General features: G+C 74.5%; 17 protein-coding genes. 15 read left to right on the top strand and 2 right to left on the bottom strand.

The window, feature by feature from the left end:
- Nucleotides 1-35 precede the first annotated feature (35 nt).
- The 3 genes from rplT (at nt 36) to ACW62_RS20365 (ending at nt 1,587) form a co-directional block, all read left to right on the top strand.
- Nucleotides 36-416 carry a 50S ribosomal protein L20 gene (gene rplT, locus ACW62_RS20375; RefSeq protein ID WP_053205966.1) on the top strand — a complete coding sequence of 127 codons (381 nt, stop codon included), beginning with the start codon at nt 36-38 and terminating at the stop codon, nt 414-416.
- A 130-nt stretch (nt 417-546) separates the two neighbouring features.
- Nucleotides 547-1,356 (top strand): TrmH family RNA methyltransferase, encoded by an 810-nt coding sequence (locus tag ACW62_RS20370; RefSeq protein ID WP_053205965.1) that lies wholly within the window; start codon nt 547-549, stop codon nt 1,354-1,356.
- Between the two features lie 15 nt (nt 1,357-1,371).
- On the top strand, nt 1,372-1,587 hold the full coding sequence (locus ACW62_RS20365; protein ID WP_157574878.1) for a type II toxin-antitoxin system VapB family antitoxin: 216 nt from the start codon (nt 1,372-1,374) through the stop codon (nt 1,585-1,587).
- A 356-nt stretch (nt 1,588-1,943) separates the two neighbouring features.
- Here ACW62_RS20365 and ACW62_RS20360 read toward each other — a convergent pair whose 3' ends face one another.
- A complete protein-coding gene (locus ACW62_RS20360; RefSeq protein ID WP_053205963.1) occupies nt 1,944-2,777 on the bottom strand; it encodes a TIGR03619 family F420-dependent LLM class oxidoreductase in 834 nt (277 codons plus the stop codon).
- 35 nt (nt 2,778-2,812) lie between these two features.
- Here ACW62_RS20360 and ACW62_RS20355 point away from each other — a divergent pair, with 35 nt between their 5' ends.
- Genes ACW62_RS20355 through ACW62_RS20335 form a run of 5 tightly spaced genes read left to right on the top strand, consistent with a single transcriptional unit; the run spans nt 2,813 to nt 8,324 of the window.
- Nucleotides 2,813-3,313 carry a PPOX class F420-dependent oxidoreductase gene (locus ACW62_RS20355; protein ID WP_053205962.1) on the top strand — a complete coding sequence of 167 codons (501 nt, stop codon included), beginning with the start codon at nt 2,813-2,815 and terminating at the stop codon, nt 3,311-3,313.
- The gene (locus tag ACW62_RS20350; RefSeq protein WP_053205961.1) at nt 3,313-3,852 is read left to right on the top strand and encodes an MOSC domain-containing protein; all 540 of its coding nucleotides are present in this window, start codon (nt 3,313-3,315) and stop codon (nt 3,850-3,852) included. Before ACW62_RS20355 ends, ACW62_RS20350 begins: the two co-directional genes overlap by 1 nt.
- Before the next feature lie 55 nt (nt 3,853-3,907).
- Nucleotides 3,908-5,017 (top strand): phenylalanine--tRNA ligase subunit alpha, encoded by a 1,110-nt coding sequence (pheS, locus tag ACW62_RS20345; RefSeq protein ID WP_053205960.1) that lies wholly within the window; start codon nt 3,908-3,910, stop codon nt 5,015-5,017.
- Nucleotides 5,017-7,509, top strand: coding sequence for a phenylalanine--tRNA ligase subunit beta (gene pheT / locus ACW62_RS20340; RefSeq protein WP_053205959.1), 2,493 nt, complete (start codon nt 5,017-5,019; stop codon nt 7,507-7,509). The genes pheS and pheT overlap by 1 nt, the downstream gene beginning before the upstream one ends.
- Nucleotides 7,506-8,324: an SDR family NAD(P)-dependent oxidoreductase gene (locus ACW62_RS20335; protein ID WP_053205958.1), complete on the top strand. Its 819-nt coding sequence runs from the start codon at nt 7,506-7,508 to the stop codon at nt 8,322-8,324. Before pheT ends, ACW62_RS20335 begins: the two co-directional genes overlap by 4 nt.
- A gap of 54 nt (nt 8,325-8,378) precedes the next feature.
- Here ACW62_RS20335 and ACW62_RS20330 read toward each other — a convergent pair whose 3' ends face one another.
- Entirely contained in the window at nt 8,379-9,341 is a 963-nt protein-coding gene (locus tag ACW62_RS20330; RefSeq protein WP_053205957.1) for a phosphotransferase, read from the bottom strand.
- A 99-nt stretch (nt 9,342-9,440) separates the two neighbouring features.
- Between ACW62_RS20330 and argC the strand changes: the two genes are divergently transcribed.
- The 7 genes from argC to argH are packed head-to-tail and all read left to right on the top strand — an operon-like array spanning nt 9,441 to nt 16,586.
- Complete coding sequence (argC, locus tag ACW62_RS20325; RefSeq protein ID WP_053205956.1) at nt 9,441-10,481, top strand: N-acetyl-gamma-glutamyl-phosphate reductase; 1,041 nt, start codon at nt 9,441-9,443, stop codon at nt 10,479-10,481.
- The gene (gene argJ, locus ACW62_RS20320) at nt 10,478-11,635 is read left to right on the top strand and encodes a bifunctional glutamate N-acetyltransferase/amino-acid acetyltransferase ArgJ (RefSeq protein ID WP_053205955.1); all 1,158 of its coding nucleotides are present in this window, start codon (nt 10,478-10,480) and stop codon (nt 11,633-11,635) included. The genes argC and argJ overlap by 4 nt, the downstream gene beginning before the upstream one ends.
- The gene (gene argB, locus ACW62_RS20315; protein ID WP_053205954.1) at nt 11,632-12,513 is read left to right on the top strand and encodes an acetylglutamate kinase; all 882 of its coding nucleotides are present in this window, start codon (nt 11,632-11,634) and stop codon (nt 12,511-12,513) included. The genes argJ and argB overlap by 4 nt, the downstream gene beginning before the upstream one ends.
- Complete coding sequence (locus ACW62_RS20310) at nt 12,510-13,742, top strand: acetylornithine transaminase (protein ID WP_053205953.1); 1,233 nt, start codon at nt 12,510-12,512, stop codon at nt 13,740-13,742. Before argB ends, ACW62_RS20310 begins: the two co-directional genes overlap by 4 nt.
- The gene (argF, locus tag ACW62_RS20305; RefSeq protein ID WP_053205952.1) at nt 13,739-14,671 is read left to right on the top strand and encodes an ornithine carbamoyltransferase; all 933 of its coding nucleotides are present in this window, start codon (nt 13,739-13,741) and stop codon (nt 14,669-14,671) included. Before ACW62_RS20310 ends, argF begins: the two co-directional genes overlap by 4 nt.
- Nucleotides 14,668-15,189, top strand: coding sequence for an arginine repressor (locus tag ACW62_RS20300; protein WP_053205951.1), 522 nt, complete (start codon nt 14,668-14,670; stop codon nt 15,187-15,189). The genes argF and ACW62_RS20300 overlap by 4 nt, the downstream gene beginning before the upstream one ends.
- A complete protein-coding gene (gene argH, locus ACW62_RS20295) occupies nt 15,186-16,586 on the top strand; it encodes an argininosuccinate lyase (RefSeq protein ID WP_053205950.1) in 1,401 nt (466 codons plus the stop codon). Before ACW62_RS20300 ends, argH begins: the two co-directional genes overlap by 4 nt.
- Nucleotides 16,587-16,591 lie beyond the last annotated feature (5 nt).

The following is a 16,591-nucleotide window of genomic DNA, read 5'->3' as shown; positions in this document are numbered from 1 at the left end:
TCGGCCGGTGTGGCCGAACTCAGCAAGGAGTACCAGTGGCACGCGTGAAGCGGGCGGCCAACGCCCACAAGAAGCGCCGTCAGACCCTCGAGCGGGCCAGCGGCTACCGGGGTCAGCGCTCCCGGATGTACCGGAAGGCGAAGGAGCAGGTCACCCACTCGCTCGTCTACGCCTACCGCGACCGCAAGCAGCGCAAGGGCGACTTCCGGCAGCTGTGGATCACCCGCATCAACGCGGCGTCCCGCGCCGAGGGCCTGACGTACAACCGCTTCATCCAGGGCCTGCGGCTGGCCGAGGTCGACGTCGACCGCAAGATGCTCGCCGACCTCGCCGTCAACGACCCGGGCGCGTTCAAGGCACTGGTCGAGGTCGCGCGCGCCGCGCTGCCCGCCGACCGCAACGCGCCGGCGGCCTGAGCGTCGATCGTTCGCCGAGACCGGGCCTGCATCGGCAGGCCCGGTCTTCGTCTGTTCCGGTGATGATGTGCTCTGGCGGTCGCAGGGTGACCGCCAGGGATCATGATCACCGGAAGGATCCTGGAGACCCATGCTGACCGAACGGTCCGGCCGGGTGCGTGAGGCGCACAAGTTGCTGCGCCGGCCCGCCCGCGAGAAGGCAGGGCTGTTCCTCGCCGAGGGCCCGCAGGCGGTCCGTGAGGCGGTCGCGGCCGGGCCGGGCCGGGTGGTGGAGCTGTTCGTGACGGCGGACGCCGCGGCCCGGTGGTCGCCGATCGTGGCGGCCGCCGACGACGCCGGCATCCCGGTGTCCATGGCCGACGACGCCGCGCTGGCCGCGCTGTCGGAGACCGTGACGCCGCAGGGGCTGGTCGCGGTGTGCCGGTCGCTGACGGTGGACCTGTCGGAAGCGCTGGCGGGGCAGCCGCGGCTGGTCGCCGTCCTCGCCGAGGCCCGCGACCCGGGCAACGCCGGCACGGTCGTCCGCTGCGCCGACGCGGCCGGAGCGGACGCCGTCGTGTTCACCCACGGCTCGGCCGACCCGCAGGGCGGCAAGGCCGTGCGGGCGTCGGCCGGCAGCGTCTTCCACCTGCCGGTGGTGTCCGGCGTGCCCGCGGCCGACGCGGTGGCAGGGCTGCGCGAGCGCGGGCTGACGGTGCTGGCGGCCGACGGCGGCGGCGACCTCGACCTCGACGGCGCCGAGGACGACGGCCTGCTGGCCGGCCCGGTGGCGTGGCTGTTCGGCAACGAGGCATGGGGCCTGCCCGACGACGTCGCCGCACTGGCCGACCACGTCGTCCGGGTCCCGATCTACGGCCGCGCCGAGAGCCTCAACCTCGCCACCGCCGCCGCCGTCTGCCTCTACGGCTCCGCCCGGGCGCGCCGCCGCGGCACGCGGTAGGTGCATGCTGGCCGCATGACACGCACAACCATCGAGCTCGACGACGAACTCGTCGGCGAGGTCATGCGGCGATACGGGGTGACGACGAGACGTGCGGCGGTCGATCTCGCGCTGCGCCGCCTGGTCGGCGTGCCGCTGACGAAGGACGTCCTGCTGGGGCTGCCGGGCGTGGGCTGGGGCGCCGATCTGGACGAGCTGCGGTCGGCTGACGTTGTCGGTGCCCGCCCATAGGGTGGGCCCCACCCGGGCCCGGGGAGGGGTCTACCTACCGCTCGGAAAAGCACGTGGCGAGCGGCCGACGAACGGCCCCGGCCGCGTCGCCCGGTGGGCGGCCGTCCTGGTCCGGGCGCGGCCGCGGTCGGCCGACGTTGTCGGTGCCCGCCCATAGGGTGGGCCCCACCCGGGCCCGGGGAGGGGTCTACGTACCGCTCGGAAAAGCACGTGGCGAGCGGCCGGCGAACGGCCCCGGCCGCGTCGCCGATCGACGGCTCCCGGCCGGCCGACGAACGAACGGCCCTCGGCGGGTCGTCGACTGAACGACCCCCCGCTGGTGGCAGGCCTCGCGTGGGCGAGGCCGGCGGCGGCCGTCACGCGAAGGCGGCCGCGAACTCCTCCATCCGCTCGCCGAAGCCGTCCTCGTCACCGAACCAGATGGCGACGGAGTCGGCGCCGGCGGCGGTGAGCGCGTGCACCGACTTCACCGCGGCGGCCAGCTCGTCCTGTCCGCCGGCCCACTCGATGCGGGTGCCCGCGCGCAGCGGCTGCCCGGCCAGCGGGCCGGTCTCGCGCAGCGAGCGCAGCACCGCCAGCCGCGACGCGAACCCGTCGGCGTCGAGCGCGAACGCGTGCCACTCGTCGGCCAGCGCCGCTGCTCGGCGCAGCGCCGCGTCCGTGGTGCCGCCGACGGCGATCGGCAGCGGCGTCAGCGGCCGCGGCTCGAACACGCCCGCGTAGCCGAACCGCTCGTCGTCGTACGAGGTGGCGCCGGAGAACAGGGTCCGGATCAGGCGCAACGCGTCTTCGACGTAGCGGCCGCGGCCCGCGTAGTCGGCGCGGGCGGCGTCGAACTCCGACCGCACCCACCCGGCCCCGACGGCGAGCGTCAGCCGCCCGCCGGACAGCCGGTGCACCGTCGCGGCCTGCTTGGCGACGAGGAACGGCTCGCGCAGCGGCAGCACCAGCACCGACATCCCCAGCCCGATGCGCTCCGTCGCCGCCGCGAGGAACGCCAGCGTCGTCAGCGGCTCGTAGACGCCGCCGTAGGCCGGGCCGTACGGCTCGGGCGGCAGCAGGTGGTCGGGCAGCAGGACGGCGCCGTAGCCGAGCTGCTCGGCGCGGACCGCGAGTTCGGTCAGCTGGGACGGCTCCATGGCGGGCGACTCGTTGGGCAGGACGACCCGCAGTTCGGTGTCGGGGAGCATGCGCCGAGACTACGCAATCCTCTTAAGGTGGCCCCATGCCGAACATCGCCACGAACACCACCGTCGATCTCGCCGGGCTGCTCGAGTTCGTCCGGCCGCGCCACCACGGCGTCGTCATCACCACCCGTGCCGACGGCGGCCCGCAGGCGTCGCCGGTCACCTGCGGCGTCGACGACTCCGGGCGCATCGTCGTCTCCACCTACCCCGACCGCGCCAAGGCGGCCAACGTCCGGAGCCGGCCGCGCGCCAGCATCGTCGTGCTCTCCGACGACTTCGGCGGCGCGTGGGTGCAGGTCGACGGGCCGGCCGAGATCATCGACCTGCCCGATTCCGTCGAGCCGCTGGTCGAGTACTACCGCAACGTCGCCGGCGAGCACGAGGACTGGGACGGCTACCGCGAGGCCATGCACCGGCAGGGCAAGTCGCTGCTGCGCATCACGCCGCAGCGGTGGGGGCCCATCGCGACCGGCGGCTTCCCGCCGCACCTCGTCCCGGACGAGGAGCAGGACGGCCACGGTCACGGCCACGGGCACTGATGGGGCAGATCACCGCGGTCAGCTCCAGTCCCACCCACAGCTTCGGCAAGCCGAACCGGCCGGCGATCACGCTGCTGGCCGGGCTCGGCGTCGACGGCGACGCGCACTCCGGGACGACGGTCAAGCACCGGTCCCGCGTGCGGCGCGATCCCAGCCAGCCGAACCTGCGCCAGGTGCACCTCATCCACGCCGAACTGCACGACGAGCTCACCGCCGCCGGGTTCGCCGTCGGCCCTGGCCAGCTGGGCGAGAACGTCACCACCCGCGGCGTCGACCTCCTCGGGTTGGCGACGGGTACCCGGCTGCGGCTGGGCGCGGAGGCCGTCATCGAGGTCACCGGGCTGCGCAACCCCTGCTACCAGATCGACGACTTCCAGCCGGGCGTACTGAAGGAGGTCGTCGGCCGCGACGCGGACGGTGAGATCGTCCGCCGGGCCGGGGTGATGGCGATCGTGCTGGTCGGCGGCGAGGTCCGCCCGGGTGACCCGATCGCCGTCGAGACCCCGCCGGAGCCGCACCGGCCGCTGGCCCCCGTCTGACCCGGTGCCGCGTAGACTCGCGGGGTTGCGAGCCCCGCGTGAGTAGACGAGGAACATGTCCGCGCCCAACAGCGACTACGACCCAGTCCAGGTGACCCCGCTCGACGCCGATCAGGTGGCGGCGATGGTGTCCGACGCCCTCGCCGCGTTCGCCGCCGCCCGCGACCTCGACGCGCTGAAGGAGGCCCGGCTCGCGCACACCGGCGACCGGTCCCCGCTGGCGCTGGCCAACCGCGAGATCGGCGCGCTGCCGCCGCAGGCGCGCAAGGAGGCCGGCCAGCGGGTCGGCACCGCGCGCCGCGACGTCGCGACGGCGCTGGCCGAACGCCAGGCGGTGCTCGAGGCCGAGCGTGACGAGCGCGTCCTCGTCGAGGAGGCCGTCGACGTCACGCTGCCGTGGGACCGCGCGCCGCGGGGCGCCCGGCACCCGCTCACCACCATCCAGGAGCGGGTCGCCGACGTCTTCGTCGCGATGGGCTGGGAGGTCGCCGAGGGCCCCGAGGTCGAGGCCGAGTGGCTGAACTTCGACGCGCTCAACATCGGCCCGGACCACCCGGCGCGCACCATGCAGGACACCTTCTTCGTCGAGTCCGAGGACTCCGGGCTGGTGCTGCGCACCCACACGTCGCCGGTGCAGGCGCGGTCGATGCTCAGCCGCACGCCGCCGATCTACGTCATCTGCCCCGGCCGCACGTTCCGCACCGACGAGCTCGACGCCACCCACACGCCGGTGTTCAGCCAGGTCGAGGGCCTGGCCATCGACGAGGGGCTGACCATGGCGCACCTCAAGGGCACCCTCGACCACTTCGCGTCGTCGATGTTCGGCGACGGCATCACCACCCGGCTGCGCCCGTCGTACTTCCCGTTCACCGAGCCCAGCGCCGAGATGGACCTCCAGTGCTTCGTCTGCCGCGGCGCGTCCGTCGGCGACCCCGACCACCCGTGCCGCACCTGCGGGTCCGAGGGCTGGATCGAGTGGGGCGGCTGCGGCATGGTCAACCCGCGGGTCCTGGTGGCCTGCGGCATCGACCCCGAGCGGTACACCGGCTTCGCGTTCGGCATGGGCCTGGAGCGCACGCTGATGTTCCGGCACGGCGTCGAGGACATGCACGACATGGTCGAGGGCGATGTCCGGTTCGCCGCGGCCTTCGGGATGGAGATCTGATGCGCGTCCCACTGAGCTGGCTGCGCGACTACGCGGCGCTGCCCGACGGCGTCAGCGCGCGCGACGTCGCGGCCCGGCTGATCCGGGCCGGACTCGAGGTCGAGACGGTCCACGAGGCCGGCGCGGACGTCAGCGGCCCGCTGGTCGTCGGCCGGGTGCTCGAGTTCGCCGACGAGCCGCAGAAGAACGGCAAGACCATCCGCTGGTGCTCGGTCGACGTCGGCGAGGCCGAGCCGCGCGGCATCGTGTGCGGCGCGCACAACTTCGCCGCCGGCGACCTCGTCGTCGTGTCGCTGCCCGGCGCGGTGCTGCCCGGCGGGTTCGCGATCTCCGCGCGCAAGACGTACGGCAACGTGTCCGACGGCATGATCTGCTCGGCCCGCGAGCTGGGCCTGGGCGACGACCACGACGGCATCATCGTGCTGCAGCCGGACGAGGCGGCGCCGGGGGCCGACGCCGTCGAGCTGCTGCACCTGCGCGACGACGTCCTCGACATCGCGGTCACGCCCGACCGCGGCTACTGCCTGTCCGTGCGCGGCGTCGCCCGCGAGGCGGCGACGGCGTACGGGGTGCCGTTCACCGACCCCGGCGTGCGGGACGACGTCGACACCACCGGCGCCGACGGCTACCCGGTGCGGGTCGAGGACGCCGCGCGGTGTCCCGTCTTCGCGGCCCGCACGGTCACCGGCTTCGACCCGGCGGCGCCGAGCCCGCGGTGGCTGCAGCGACGGGTCCAGCTGGCCGGCATGCGGCCCATCTCGCTGGCCGTCGACATCACCAACGTCGTCATGCTCGAGCTGGGCCAGCCGATCCACGGCTACGACCGCGACGCGCTGCGCGGCCCGATCGTCGTCCGGCGGGCGGTCGCGGGGGAGAAGCTGACGACGCTCGACGGCGCCGTCCGCGCGCTCGACCCCGACGACCTGCTGATCACCGACGACTCCGGGCCGATCGGCCTGGCCGGCGTCATGGGCGGCGGGTCGACCGAACTGAGCGACGCCACCACGACCATCGTGGTCGAGGCGGCGCACTTCGAGGCCACCGGCATCGCCCGCACGGCGCGCCGGCACAAGCTGCCCAGCGAGGCGTCCAAGCGGTTCGAGCGCGGCGTCGACCCCGCCCTGCCCGCGGTCGCGGCGCAGCGGGTGGTCGACCTGCTGGTCGCGCTCGGCGGGGCCACGCAGGAGCCGGGCCTGACGGTGGCGGGCGCGGTTCCGGCGCCGGCCCCGATCGAGATCCCGGCCGGCCTGCCCGCGCGCGTCGTCGGCATCGACTACCCGGCGGACGAGGTGACGTCGCTGCTCACGGCCGTGGGCGCCGCGGTGGCGCCGGCCGGGGACGAGCGCATCGCCGTCACCCCGCCGACTTGGCGGCCCGACCTCACCGACCCGTACGACCTCGTCGAGGAGGTGGCCCGGCTGCACGGCTACGACGCGGTGCCGTCGGTGCTGCCGGTCGCCCCGGCCGGGCGCGGCATCACGCCGTCGCAGCGGCTGCGCCGCCGGGTCGAGCGGGCCGTCGCCGCGGCCGGCTACGTCGAGGCGCCGTCGTACCCGTTCGTGGGCGCGGCCGACTTCGACGCCCTCGGCTTCCCGGCCGACGACGCCCGCCGGGTCGCGTTGCGGCTGGCCAACCCGCTCTCCGAGGAGCAGCCGCTGCTGCGCACGACGCTGCTGCCCGGCCTGCTCACGACGCTGCGGCGCAACGTCGGCCGTGGCGCGACGGACGTCGCCGTGTTCGAGGCCGGGCTGGTGTTCCGGCCGGAGCCGGGCGCGCTGCCGGTGCCGCCGCGGCTGCCGGTCGACCGCCGGCCCACCGACGCCGAGCTGGCCGACCTGCTGGCCGCGGTGCCGTCGCAGCCGCGCCGCATCGCCGTCGCGCTGGCCGGTGAGCGCGAACCGGCCGGCTGGTGGGGCGCCGGTCGCCCCGCGGTCTGGGCCGACGCCGTCGAGGCCGCGCGGGTCGTCGCCCGGTCGGCCGGCGTGACCCTGCGGGTCGAGAAGGACGAGCACGCGCCCTGGCATCCGGGCCGCTGCGCCGCCCTGTACGTGGGCGACACCCTGGTCGGGCACGCCGGCGAGCTGCACCCGCGGGTCGTCGCGGCGCTCGGCCTGCCTGCGCGCACGAGCGCGATGGAGCTCGAGCTGGACCGGTTCTTCCCGGACGGCGTGGGCGACGAGCCGGTGCGCGCGCCGTCCGTGCCGACGTTCCCCGTCGCCACCCAGGACGTCGCGCTGGTCGTCGACCTCGCGGTCCCGGCCGCCGACGTCGAGGACGCGCTGCGCTCCGGCGCCGGCGAGCTGCTCGAGTCGGTGCGGCTGTTCGACGTGTTCACCGGCGCGCAGCTCGGCGACGGCAAGAAGTCGCTGGCCTACGCGCTGCGGTTCCGCGCGCCCGACCGCACGCTCACCGTCGACGAGACCACCGCCGCCCGCGACGCCGCCGTGGCCGCGGCCGCCGAGCGCACCGGCGCGGTCCTGCGCGGCGCATGACGGCGGACGGAGTGCCCCCGGCCCGGACGGCGCTGGTCACCGGCGCCGGCCGGGGCATCGGCCGGGCGGTCGCGACCGGGCTGGCGGAGCGCGGCTGGTCCGTCGGGTTGCTGGCCCGCGATGCCGCCGCGCTGAACGAGGTGGCGGCGCTGTGCCGGACGGCCGGCGGCACCGCGATCCCCGTCGCGGCCGATGTCGCCGACCCGGAAGCCGTCGCGGCGGCTGTGGGCGCCGTCGAGACCGAGCTGGGCGCCGTCGGGCTGCTGGTCAACAACGCCGGCGCGATCGAGCCGGTCGAGGAGCCGTTCCTCGACACCGACCCCGCCGACACCTGGCGCGTCATCGAGGTCAACCTGCGTGGCCCGCTGCTGGTCACGCACGCCGTCCTGCCCGGCATGCTGGCGGCGGGCGGCGGCCGGGTCGTCAACATCAGCAGCGGCATGGCCTACCGGGCGACCTCCGCCTACACCGGCTACGCCATCTCGAAGGGCGCGCTGGCCCGGTTCACCGCGCAGCTGGCCGCTCAGTACGGCGCGGCCGGGGTGCGTGCCTTCGACCTCGCGCCCGGCACCGTCCGCACGGTGATGTCGACGTCGATGCCGGTGCACGCGGGGTTCACCGGCTGGACACCGCCGGAGCGCGCCGTCGAGCTGGTCGCCGCGATCGGCGAGGGCACGCTCGACGAGCTGACCGGCCGGTTCTTCCGGGCCGGCACCGACACTCCCGAGTCGCTGCTGGCGCTGCGCGACGACATCCTGGCTCAGGACGCGCGGGTCCTCCGCCTCCCCACCGCCGGCCCGGACGACCCGCTCTGAGTCCCCGGAGATGGGTGCGGGATCAGTGCTGCTGGGGCGACCTGGATCCGTCACTCATCGCACCTCGCTGAGCGGTCGCTCCCAGCCGGTCCGCCGGCGCACCCAGGCCAAGGTCGTCGCGTGCTGGGCGAGCTGGAAGGCGCGCACCGTCGGCAGCCCGGGCGGCGGTGGTTGCCGGCCGTAGGCGCCGAAGAAGCCGGCGAACCCGGCCAGCACCGCCGTCACGTGCCACGGGTCGACGCCGTCGAGCAGCGGGTGACCGTCGAGGTAGGGCTCGGGGTCGTGGCCGTGGTACGCGGCGTTCAGCAACAGCAGCACCGAATCGAGCCACGCCGCGCCGCGGAACGCCCACGGCCAGTCCACGAACCAGACACCCGACGCGGACAGCAGTACGTTGTCGGCCCGAAGGTCGTAGTGGACCAGGGTGTCGCCGCCGACCACGTCCAACGAGGACGCGGCCAGGTCGGCCAGCCGGTCGAGGTGCCGCCGCTCCCACGGGTCGAGGTCGTCCGGCGGATCGGCCGCCAGCGACCGGTAGCCGAGCATCGGCTCGCGCATCTCGTCGTGGGCCAGCGGCGGCGACGGCACCGGGCACGGGGTCAGCGACCGCGACAGCTCCGTCACCGCGTCGACCACCAGCCGCAGTTCGTCCGGCCGCCAGGGCTCGTGCGGCATGCGGCCGTCGACCTCGTCGAAGACCAGCGCCACCCAGTCGCCGTCGTCGTAGGAACCGCGGAACCGCGGCGCCGGCACCTCCGGCGGCAGCGCCACCGCGACGTCGATCTCGCGCCGGTAGAGGTCCGGCGAGTCGGGGTTGAGCGGCGTGCCGACCGCCTTGACGAACGCCCGACCGCCGTCGGCGCAGCGCACGCGTGCGGCCAGCCCGGGGGAGAAGCCGCCGGCCTGGTTGTCGGCGGCGAGGACCCGCGAACCGAGCACCTCCTCGATGCCGGCCCGCACGGCGGCGGGCAGCGACTCCCAGGTGGCGCGGACTCCGGACGCGGTGACTTGTGGCATGCGACCATCCTCGCGAACTCCGGCGACCGGCCGCATCCGAATTCCGGCGTGACGGCCACCACGTTGCATGAATTTGCGAGACTCTGCATAATCATTCGCATGGGAGCGACTGTGGCAATCGCGGGAGCGAGCGGTTACGCGGGCGGCGAACTGCTGCGCCTGCTGCTCGCGCATCCCGAGTTCGGCGTGGGGACGGTGACGGCGCACTCCAAGGCGGGCGAGAAGCTGGGCGTGCACCACCCGCAGCTGATCGAGCTGGCCGACCGCACGCTGGAACCGACGACGGCCGAGGCGCTGGCCGGGCACGACGTGGTGATCCTGGCGCTGCCGCATGGCGCGTCGGCCGAGATCGCCGCGCAGCTGCCCGACGACGTCCTGGTGCTCGACTGCGGCGCCGACCATCGCCTCACCGACGCCGCCGCCTGGCAGAAGTTCTACGGCACCGAGCATGCCGGCAGCTGGCCCTACGGCCTGCCCGAGCTGGTGCACGCCGATGGCCACAAGCAGCGCGACGCGCTCCCGGGCGCGCGGCGCATCGCCGTCCCGGGCTGCAACGTCACCGCCGTCACGCTCGCACTGGCGCCCGGCCTGGCCGCCGGTGTCGTCGCGCCCGACGACATCGTCGCGGTCCTGGCCTGTGGCCCGTCCGGCGCCGGAAAGTCGCTGAAGCCGCACCTGCTGGCCAGCGAGATCCTCGGCGCGGCCACCCCGTACGCCGTCGGCGGCGGGCACCGGCACATCCCGGAGATCCAGCAGAACCTCCAGCTGGCGGGCGGTCAGCCGGTCACCCTCTCGTTTACGCCCACGCTGGTCCCGATGAGCCGCGGCATCCTCGCCACCGTGACGGCCAAACTGGTCGGCGACGGCGGCAGCGTGCGGGCCGCGTGGGAGGCGGCCTACGCCGACGAGCCGTTCGTGCACCTGCTGCCGGAGGGGCAGTGGCCCACCACGGCCGCCGTCCTGGGCGCGAACACCGCCCACGTTCAGGTGACGGTCGACGAGGCGGCCGGCCGGCTGGTCGCGGTCGCCGCCATCGACAACCTCACCAAGGGCACCGCGGGCGCGGCCGTCCAGTCCGCCAACCTCGCGCTCGGGCTGCCCGAGACACTCGGCCTGCCGACGACGGGGGTGGCGCCGTGAGCGTCACCGCGGCGGCCGGGTTCCGGGCCGCGGGCGTCGTCGCCGGGCTCAAGCCCAGCGGCAAGCCCGATGTCGCGCTCGTCGTCAACGACGGCCCACAGCACGCCGCGGCCGCCGTGTTCACGTCGAACCGGTGCAAGGCGAACCCGGTGCTGTGGAGCGAGCGGACCATCAGTGATGGGCAGCTGAGCGCCGTCGTCCTGAACTCCGGCGGCGCCAACTGCTACAACGGCCCCGAGGGGTTCCAGACGACGCACGCCAGCGCCGAGCTGGTGGCCGAGCTGACCGGCGGGCAGGCCTTCGACGTCGGCGTCTGCTCCACCGGGCTGATCGGCCAGCCGCTGGACCGGCCGATCCTGGAGAAGGGCATCCGGGCCGCCCACGCCGAGCTGTCGCCGGACGGCGGGCCCGCGGCGGCCGAGGCGATCATGACGACCGACACCGTCGCGAAGCAGGCGACGGCGGCGGGCGACGGGTGGGTCGTCGGCGGCATGGCCAAGGGCGCCGGCATGCTGGCGCCCGCGCTGGCCACCATGCTGGTCATCATCACCACCGACGCCGTCGCCGACGCGGCCACGCTCGACGCCGCGCTGCGGGCGGCCACGACGAGCACGTTCGACCGGCTCGACACCGACGGCTGCATGTCCACCAACGACACCGTCGCGCTGCTGGCCAGCGGCGCGTCCGGCGTCACGCCGTCCGCGCCGGACCTCACCGAGGCGGTGCGGGCCGTCTGCGCCGACCTCGCCGAGCAGCTCTGGCACGACGCCGAGGGTGCGCACCACGACATCGCCATCGAGGTCACCGGCGCCGCGAGCGAGGACGACGCCGTCGAGGTCGCCCGTGCCGTCGCCCGCAGCAACCTGTTCAAGGCCGCCGTCTTCGGCAACGACCCGAACTGGGGCCGGGTGCTGGCCGCCGTCGGCACCACCCGGGCCGCGTTCGAGCCGGAGCGCATCGACATCTCGATGAACGGGGTCAAGGTCTGCGTCGCCGGCGGCACCCGGTTCGGCGAGCCATCGACGTCGGTCGATCTGACCGGCCGCGACGTGCACGTGCTGGTCGAGCTGAACGCCGGACCGGCAACCGCGACGATCCTGACCAGCGACCTCACGCACGACTACGTGCACGAGAACTCGGCGTACTCCACATGACGGCGCTCGCGAACGGCGCGCTCGCCAAGGCCGGCGTCCTGGTCGAGGCGCTGCCCTGGCTGAAGCGGTTCCACGGCAAGATCGTCGTGGTGAAGTACGGCGGCAACGCGATGATCGACGACGACCTCAAGCGGGCCTTCGCCGACGACATCGTGTTCCTCCGGCTGGCCGGGCTGAAGCCGGTGGTCGTGCACGGCGGCGGGCCGCAGATCAGCGCCATGCTGGGCCGCCTCGGCATCGAGAGCGAGTTCCGCGGCGGCCTGCGGGTCACCACGCCCGAGGCGATGGACGTCGTCCGCATGGTGCTGGTCGGCCAGGTGAGCCGCGAGATCGTCGGGCTGATGAACGCGCACGGGCCGTTCGCGGTCGGGCTGTCCGGCGAGGACGCCGGCCTGTTCACGGCGGAACGTCAGGCCGCGATCATCGACGGCGAGCCCGTCGACATCGGGCTGGTCGGGGACGTGGCCGAGGTCGACGCCGGCGCGGTCCTCGATCTCATCGACGCGGGGCGCATCCCGGTCGTGTCGTCGGTCGCGCCCGACGCCGACGGTGTGGTGCACAACGTCAACGCCGACACCGCCGCGGCCGCGCTGGCGGTCGAGCTGGGCGCGGAGAAGCTGGTCGTGCTGACCGACGTAGAAGGGCTGTACCGGAACTATCCGGTGGACGACGACATCGTCCAGGAGATCACCGCCGGCGAGCTGACGACGCTACTGCCGTCGCTGTCGTCCGGCATGATCCCGAAGATGCAGGCGTGCCTGCGCGCGGTCGAGGGCGGGGTGCCGGAGGCGACGATCATCGACGGCCGGGTCCCCAACTCACTGTTGCTCGAGGTCTTTACCGACGAAGGTGTGGGAACGATGGTGACTCCGTCATGACGGAGCTGGAGCAGGTGCCCGGGCTGGACACGCCTGGGAACAACGATGCCTGGACCGCGCGCTACGGCCGGGCGCTGATGAACACGTTCGGCAGCCCGCAGCGGGTGCTGGTCCGCGGCGAGGGCTGCTACGTGTGGGACGCCGACGGCCGCCGCTACCTCGACCTCCTCGGCGGGCTCGCGGTGAACTCGCTCGGCCACGCGCACCCGCTGCTGGTGTCGGCCGTCACGGCGCAGCTCGCGACGCTCGGGCACGTGTCCAACTTCTTCGCCAGCGCGCCGCAGATCGCGCTGGCCGAGCGGCTGCTGGACCTGCTGGGCGCGCCCGGCCGGGTGTTCTTCGCCAACTCCGGCGCCGAGGCGAACGAGGCCGCGTTCAAGATCGCCCGGCGGACCGGCCGGCCGAACGTCGTCGCGACCGAGGGCGGGTTCCACGGCCGGACGATGGGCGCGCTGGCGCTGACCGGCAAGCCGGCCATCCGGCAGCCGTTCGAGCCGCTGCCGCCCGGCGTCACGTTCGTGCCGTACGGCGACGCCGAGGCGCTGGCCGCCGCGGTCGACGCCGACACCGCGGCGGTGTTCCTCGAGCCCGTGCAGGGGGAGGGCGGCGTCGTCCCGGCGCCGGCCGGGTACCTGGCGGCGGCGCGGGAGATCACCGAGCGGGCCGGGGCGCTGCTGGTCATCGACGAGATCCAGACCGGCATCGGCCGCTGCGGCGACTGGTTCGCGCACACCGCCGAGGGCATCGTGCCCGACGTCGTCACGGTCGCGAAGGGCCTCGGTGGCGGCTTCCCGATCGGCGCCTGCATCGGTCTCGGCCGGGCCGCCGACCTGCTCGGGCCCGGCGCACACGGCACCACGTTCGGCGGCAACCCGGTCGCGGCCGCCGCCGGGCTGGCCGTCCTGCACGCCGTCGAGCGCGACGGCCTGCTGGAGAACGTCCGCACCGTCGGCGCCCACCTGCGCGCCGAGGTGCTGGCGCTGGGCCACCCGCTGGTCCGTGGCGTGCGGGGACGCGGGCTGCTGCTGGGGATCGAACTGGCCGCACCGCTCGCCGCCGCGGTCGTCACGGCCGCACTCGGCGCGGGGTTCGTCGTCAACGCCGTCACGCCCGATACGATCCGGCTCGCGCCGCCACTGATCCTCGACATCGCGCAGGCCGACGAGTTCCTGGCGGCGCTGCCCGCGCTGCTCGACGCCGTCGGGACCGCCCCGAAGGAGACCCGATGACCAGGCACTTCCTCCGCGACGACGACCTGTCGCCGGCCGAGTACCTGCAGGTCCTCGACATGGCCGCCGAGCTCAAGGCGGACCGGTTCGCGTACCGGCCGCTGGAGGGCCCGCGCGCCGTCGCGGTGATCTTCGACAAGCACTCCACCCGCACCCGCGTCTCGTTCAGCGTCGGCATCGCCGAACTGGGCGGATACCCGCTGGTCATCGACGCGCAGACGTCGCAGCTGGGCCGGGGCGAGCCGATCGCCGACACCGCGCGGGTGCTGGACCGCCAGTGCGCCGCCATCGTCTGGCGCACGTTCGCGCAGCAGCGCCTCCACGACATGGCCGCGGCGTCCGCCGTCCCCGTCGTCAACGCGCTCACCGACGACTACCACCCGTGCCAGCTGCTGGCCGACCTGCAGACCGTCCGCGAGCGCAAGGGCACGCTGGCCGGGCTGACGCTGACCTACGCCGGCGACGGCGCCAACAACATGGCGCACTCGTACCTGCTGGCCGGCGCGCTGGTCGGCATGCACGTGCGGGTCGCGTCGCCGGCGGGCTACGCGCCGTCGGCGGCCGTGCTGGCGCGGGCGGGGGAGATCGCGGCGCGGACCGGCGGGTCGGTCGCGCACGTCACCGACCCCGCCGACGGCTTCGCCGGCGCCGACGTGCTGGCGACGGACACCTGGGTGTCGATGGGGCAGGAGTCGGAGGCGGGCGACCGCGAGGCGCCGTTCGTCCCGTTCGCGCTGACGGCGGACGCGGTGCGGGCCGCCGCGGCTGACCCCGTCGTGCTGCACTGCCTGCCCGCCTACCGGGGCAAGGAGATCGCCGCCGACGTCATCGACGGCCCGGCCAGCGCCGTGTGGGACGAGGCCGAGAACCGGCTGCACGCGCAGAAGGCGCTACTGACCTGGCTGCTCGCGCAGGAGGCGACGGCATGACGCAGCCGGCCACCCGCGCGGCCCGGCACGGCCGGATCGCCGAGATCCTGGGCCAGACGCCGGTCCGGTCACAGACGGAGCTGGCCGAGCGCTTGTCCGAGAGCGGCATCGAGGTCACCCAGGGGACGCTGTCGCGCGACCTCGACGAGCTCGGCGCGGTGAAGATCCGGGGCGCCAACGGCTGGCTGGTCTACGCGCTGCCCGGCGAGGGCGGCGACATGCGCCCGCGCGCGGCGGAAGAGGGCGCCGTCGACGCCCGGCTCATCCGCGTGTGCGAGGAGATCCTGGTGTCGGCGCGGTCGTCGGCCAACCTGGTGGTGCTGCGGACCCCGCCCGGGGCCGCGCAGTACCTCGCGTCCGCCATCGACCACGCGGCGCGCGCGGACATCCTGGGCACCATCGCCGGCGACGACACCGTCCTCGTCATCTCGGCCGATCCGGCCGGCGGCGAGCGCGTGGCCGCGTGGTTCCTGGCCCTCGCCGAGGGCACCGTGATTCGAGCTCCGGAGGACGAGTGAGCAGCAGTGCATTGTGGGGCGGCCGGTTCGAGGGCGGCCCGTCGGACGCGCTGGCGGCGCTGTCGAAGTCGACGCACTTCGACTGGCGGCTGGCGCCGCACGACATCGCCGGGTCGAAGGCGCACGCCGCGGTGCTGGAGCGGGCCGGGCTGCTGACGTCCGACGAGCTGGGCGCGATGCTGGCCGGGCTGGACCGGCTGGCCGCCGACGTCGCGTCCGGCGAGTTCATGCCGGCTCAGGCCGATGAGGACGTGCACACCGCGCTGGAGCGCGGCCTGATCGACCGCGTCGGTCCCGAGCTGGGCGGCAAGCTGCGGGCCGGGCGGTCGCGCAACGACCAGGTGGCGACGCTGTTCCGGATGTACCTGCGCGAGTCGGCGCGGACGGTGTCAGGGTTGCTGCTGGACCTGGTGGACGCGCTGGTGGCGCAGGCCGACGCGCAGTTCGGTGTGGCCATGCCGGGCCGGACGCACCTGCAGCACGCCCAGCCCGTCCTGCTGTCGCACCACCTGCTGGCGCACGCGTGGGCGCTGCTGCGCGACGTCGACCGGTTGCGCGACTGGGACCGGCGCACGGACTCGTCGCCGTACGGGTCGGGGGCGCTGGCCGGGTCGTCGCTGGGCCTGGACCCGTCGTTCGTCGCCGCCGAGCTGGGCTTCTCGGCGTCGGCCGAGAACTCCATCGACGGCACCGCGTCGCGCGACTTCGTGGCCGAGGCCGCGTTCGTCCTCGCCATGATCGGCGTCGACGTGTCCCGGATCGCCGAAGAGGTCATCCTGTGGGCGACCAAGGAGTTCTCCTTCGTCACCCTCGACGACGCCTGGTCGACCGGCTCGTCGATCATGCCGCAGAAGAAGAACCCGGACATCGCCGAGCTGGCCCGCGGCAAGGCCGGCCGGCTGGTCGGCAACCTCGCCGGGCTGCTGACGACGCTCAAGGCGCTGCCGCTCGCGTACAACCGCGACCTGCAGGAGGACAAGGAACCGGTGTTCGACTCCGTCGACACGCTGACCGTGCTGCTGCCCGCGTTCACCGGCATGGTGGCGACGCTGCGGTTCAACGCCGCGCGGCTGGAGGAGCTGGCGCCGCAGGGGTTCTCGCTGGCCACCGACGTGGCGGAGTGGCTGGTGCGCGAGGGCGTGCCGTTCCGGTCGGCGCACGAGATCGCGGGGGCGTGCGTGCGAGTGTGCGAGTCGCGCGGTCTGGAGCTGTGGGACCTGACCGACGCCGACCTGGCCGAGATCTCGCCGTCCCTGACGCCGTCGGTGCGGGCCGTGCTGTCGGTGCCGGGGTCGCTGGCGTCGCGGTCGGCGCGCGGCGGGACGGCGCCGGACCGGGTGCGCGAGCAGCTGGACGCCGTCCGTTCCGCGGTGGCGGCCGGCCGGGCCTGGGGCTAGGTTCG

Origin of the sequence: Jiangella muralis (assembly GCF_001270745.1) — a bacterium.
Lineage (GTDB): Bacteria > Actinomycetota > Actinomycetes > Jiangellales > Jiangellaceae > Jiangella > Jiangella muralis.
The sequence above is the reverse complement of the archived record's forward strand: the minus strand, read 5'-3'. Positions and strand labels throughout refer to the sequence as shown.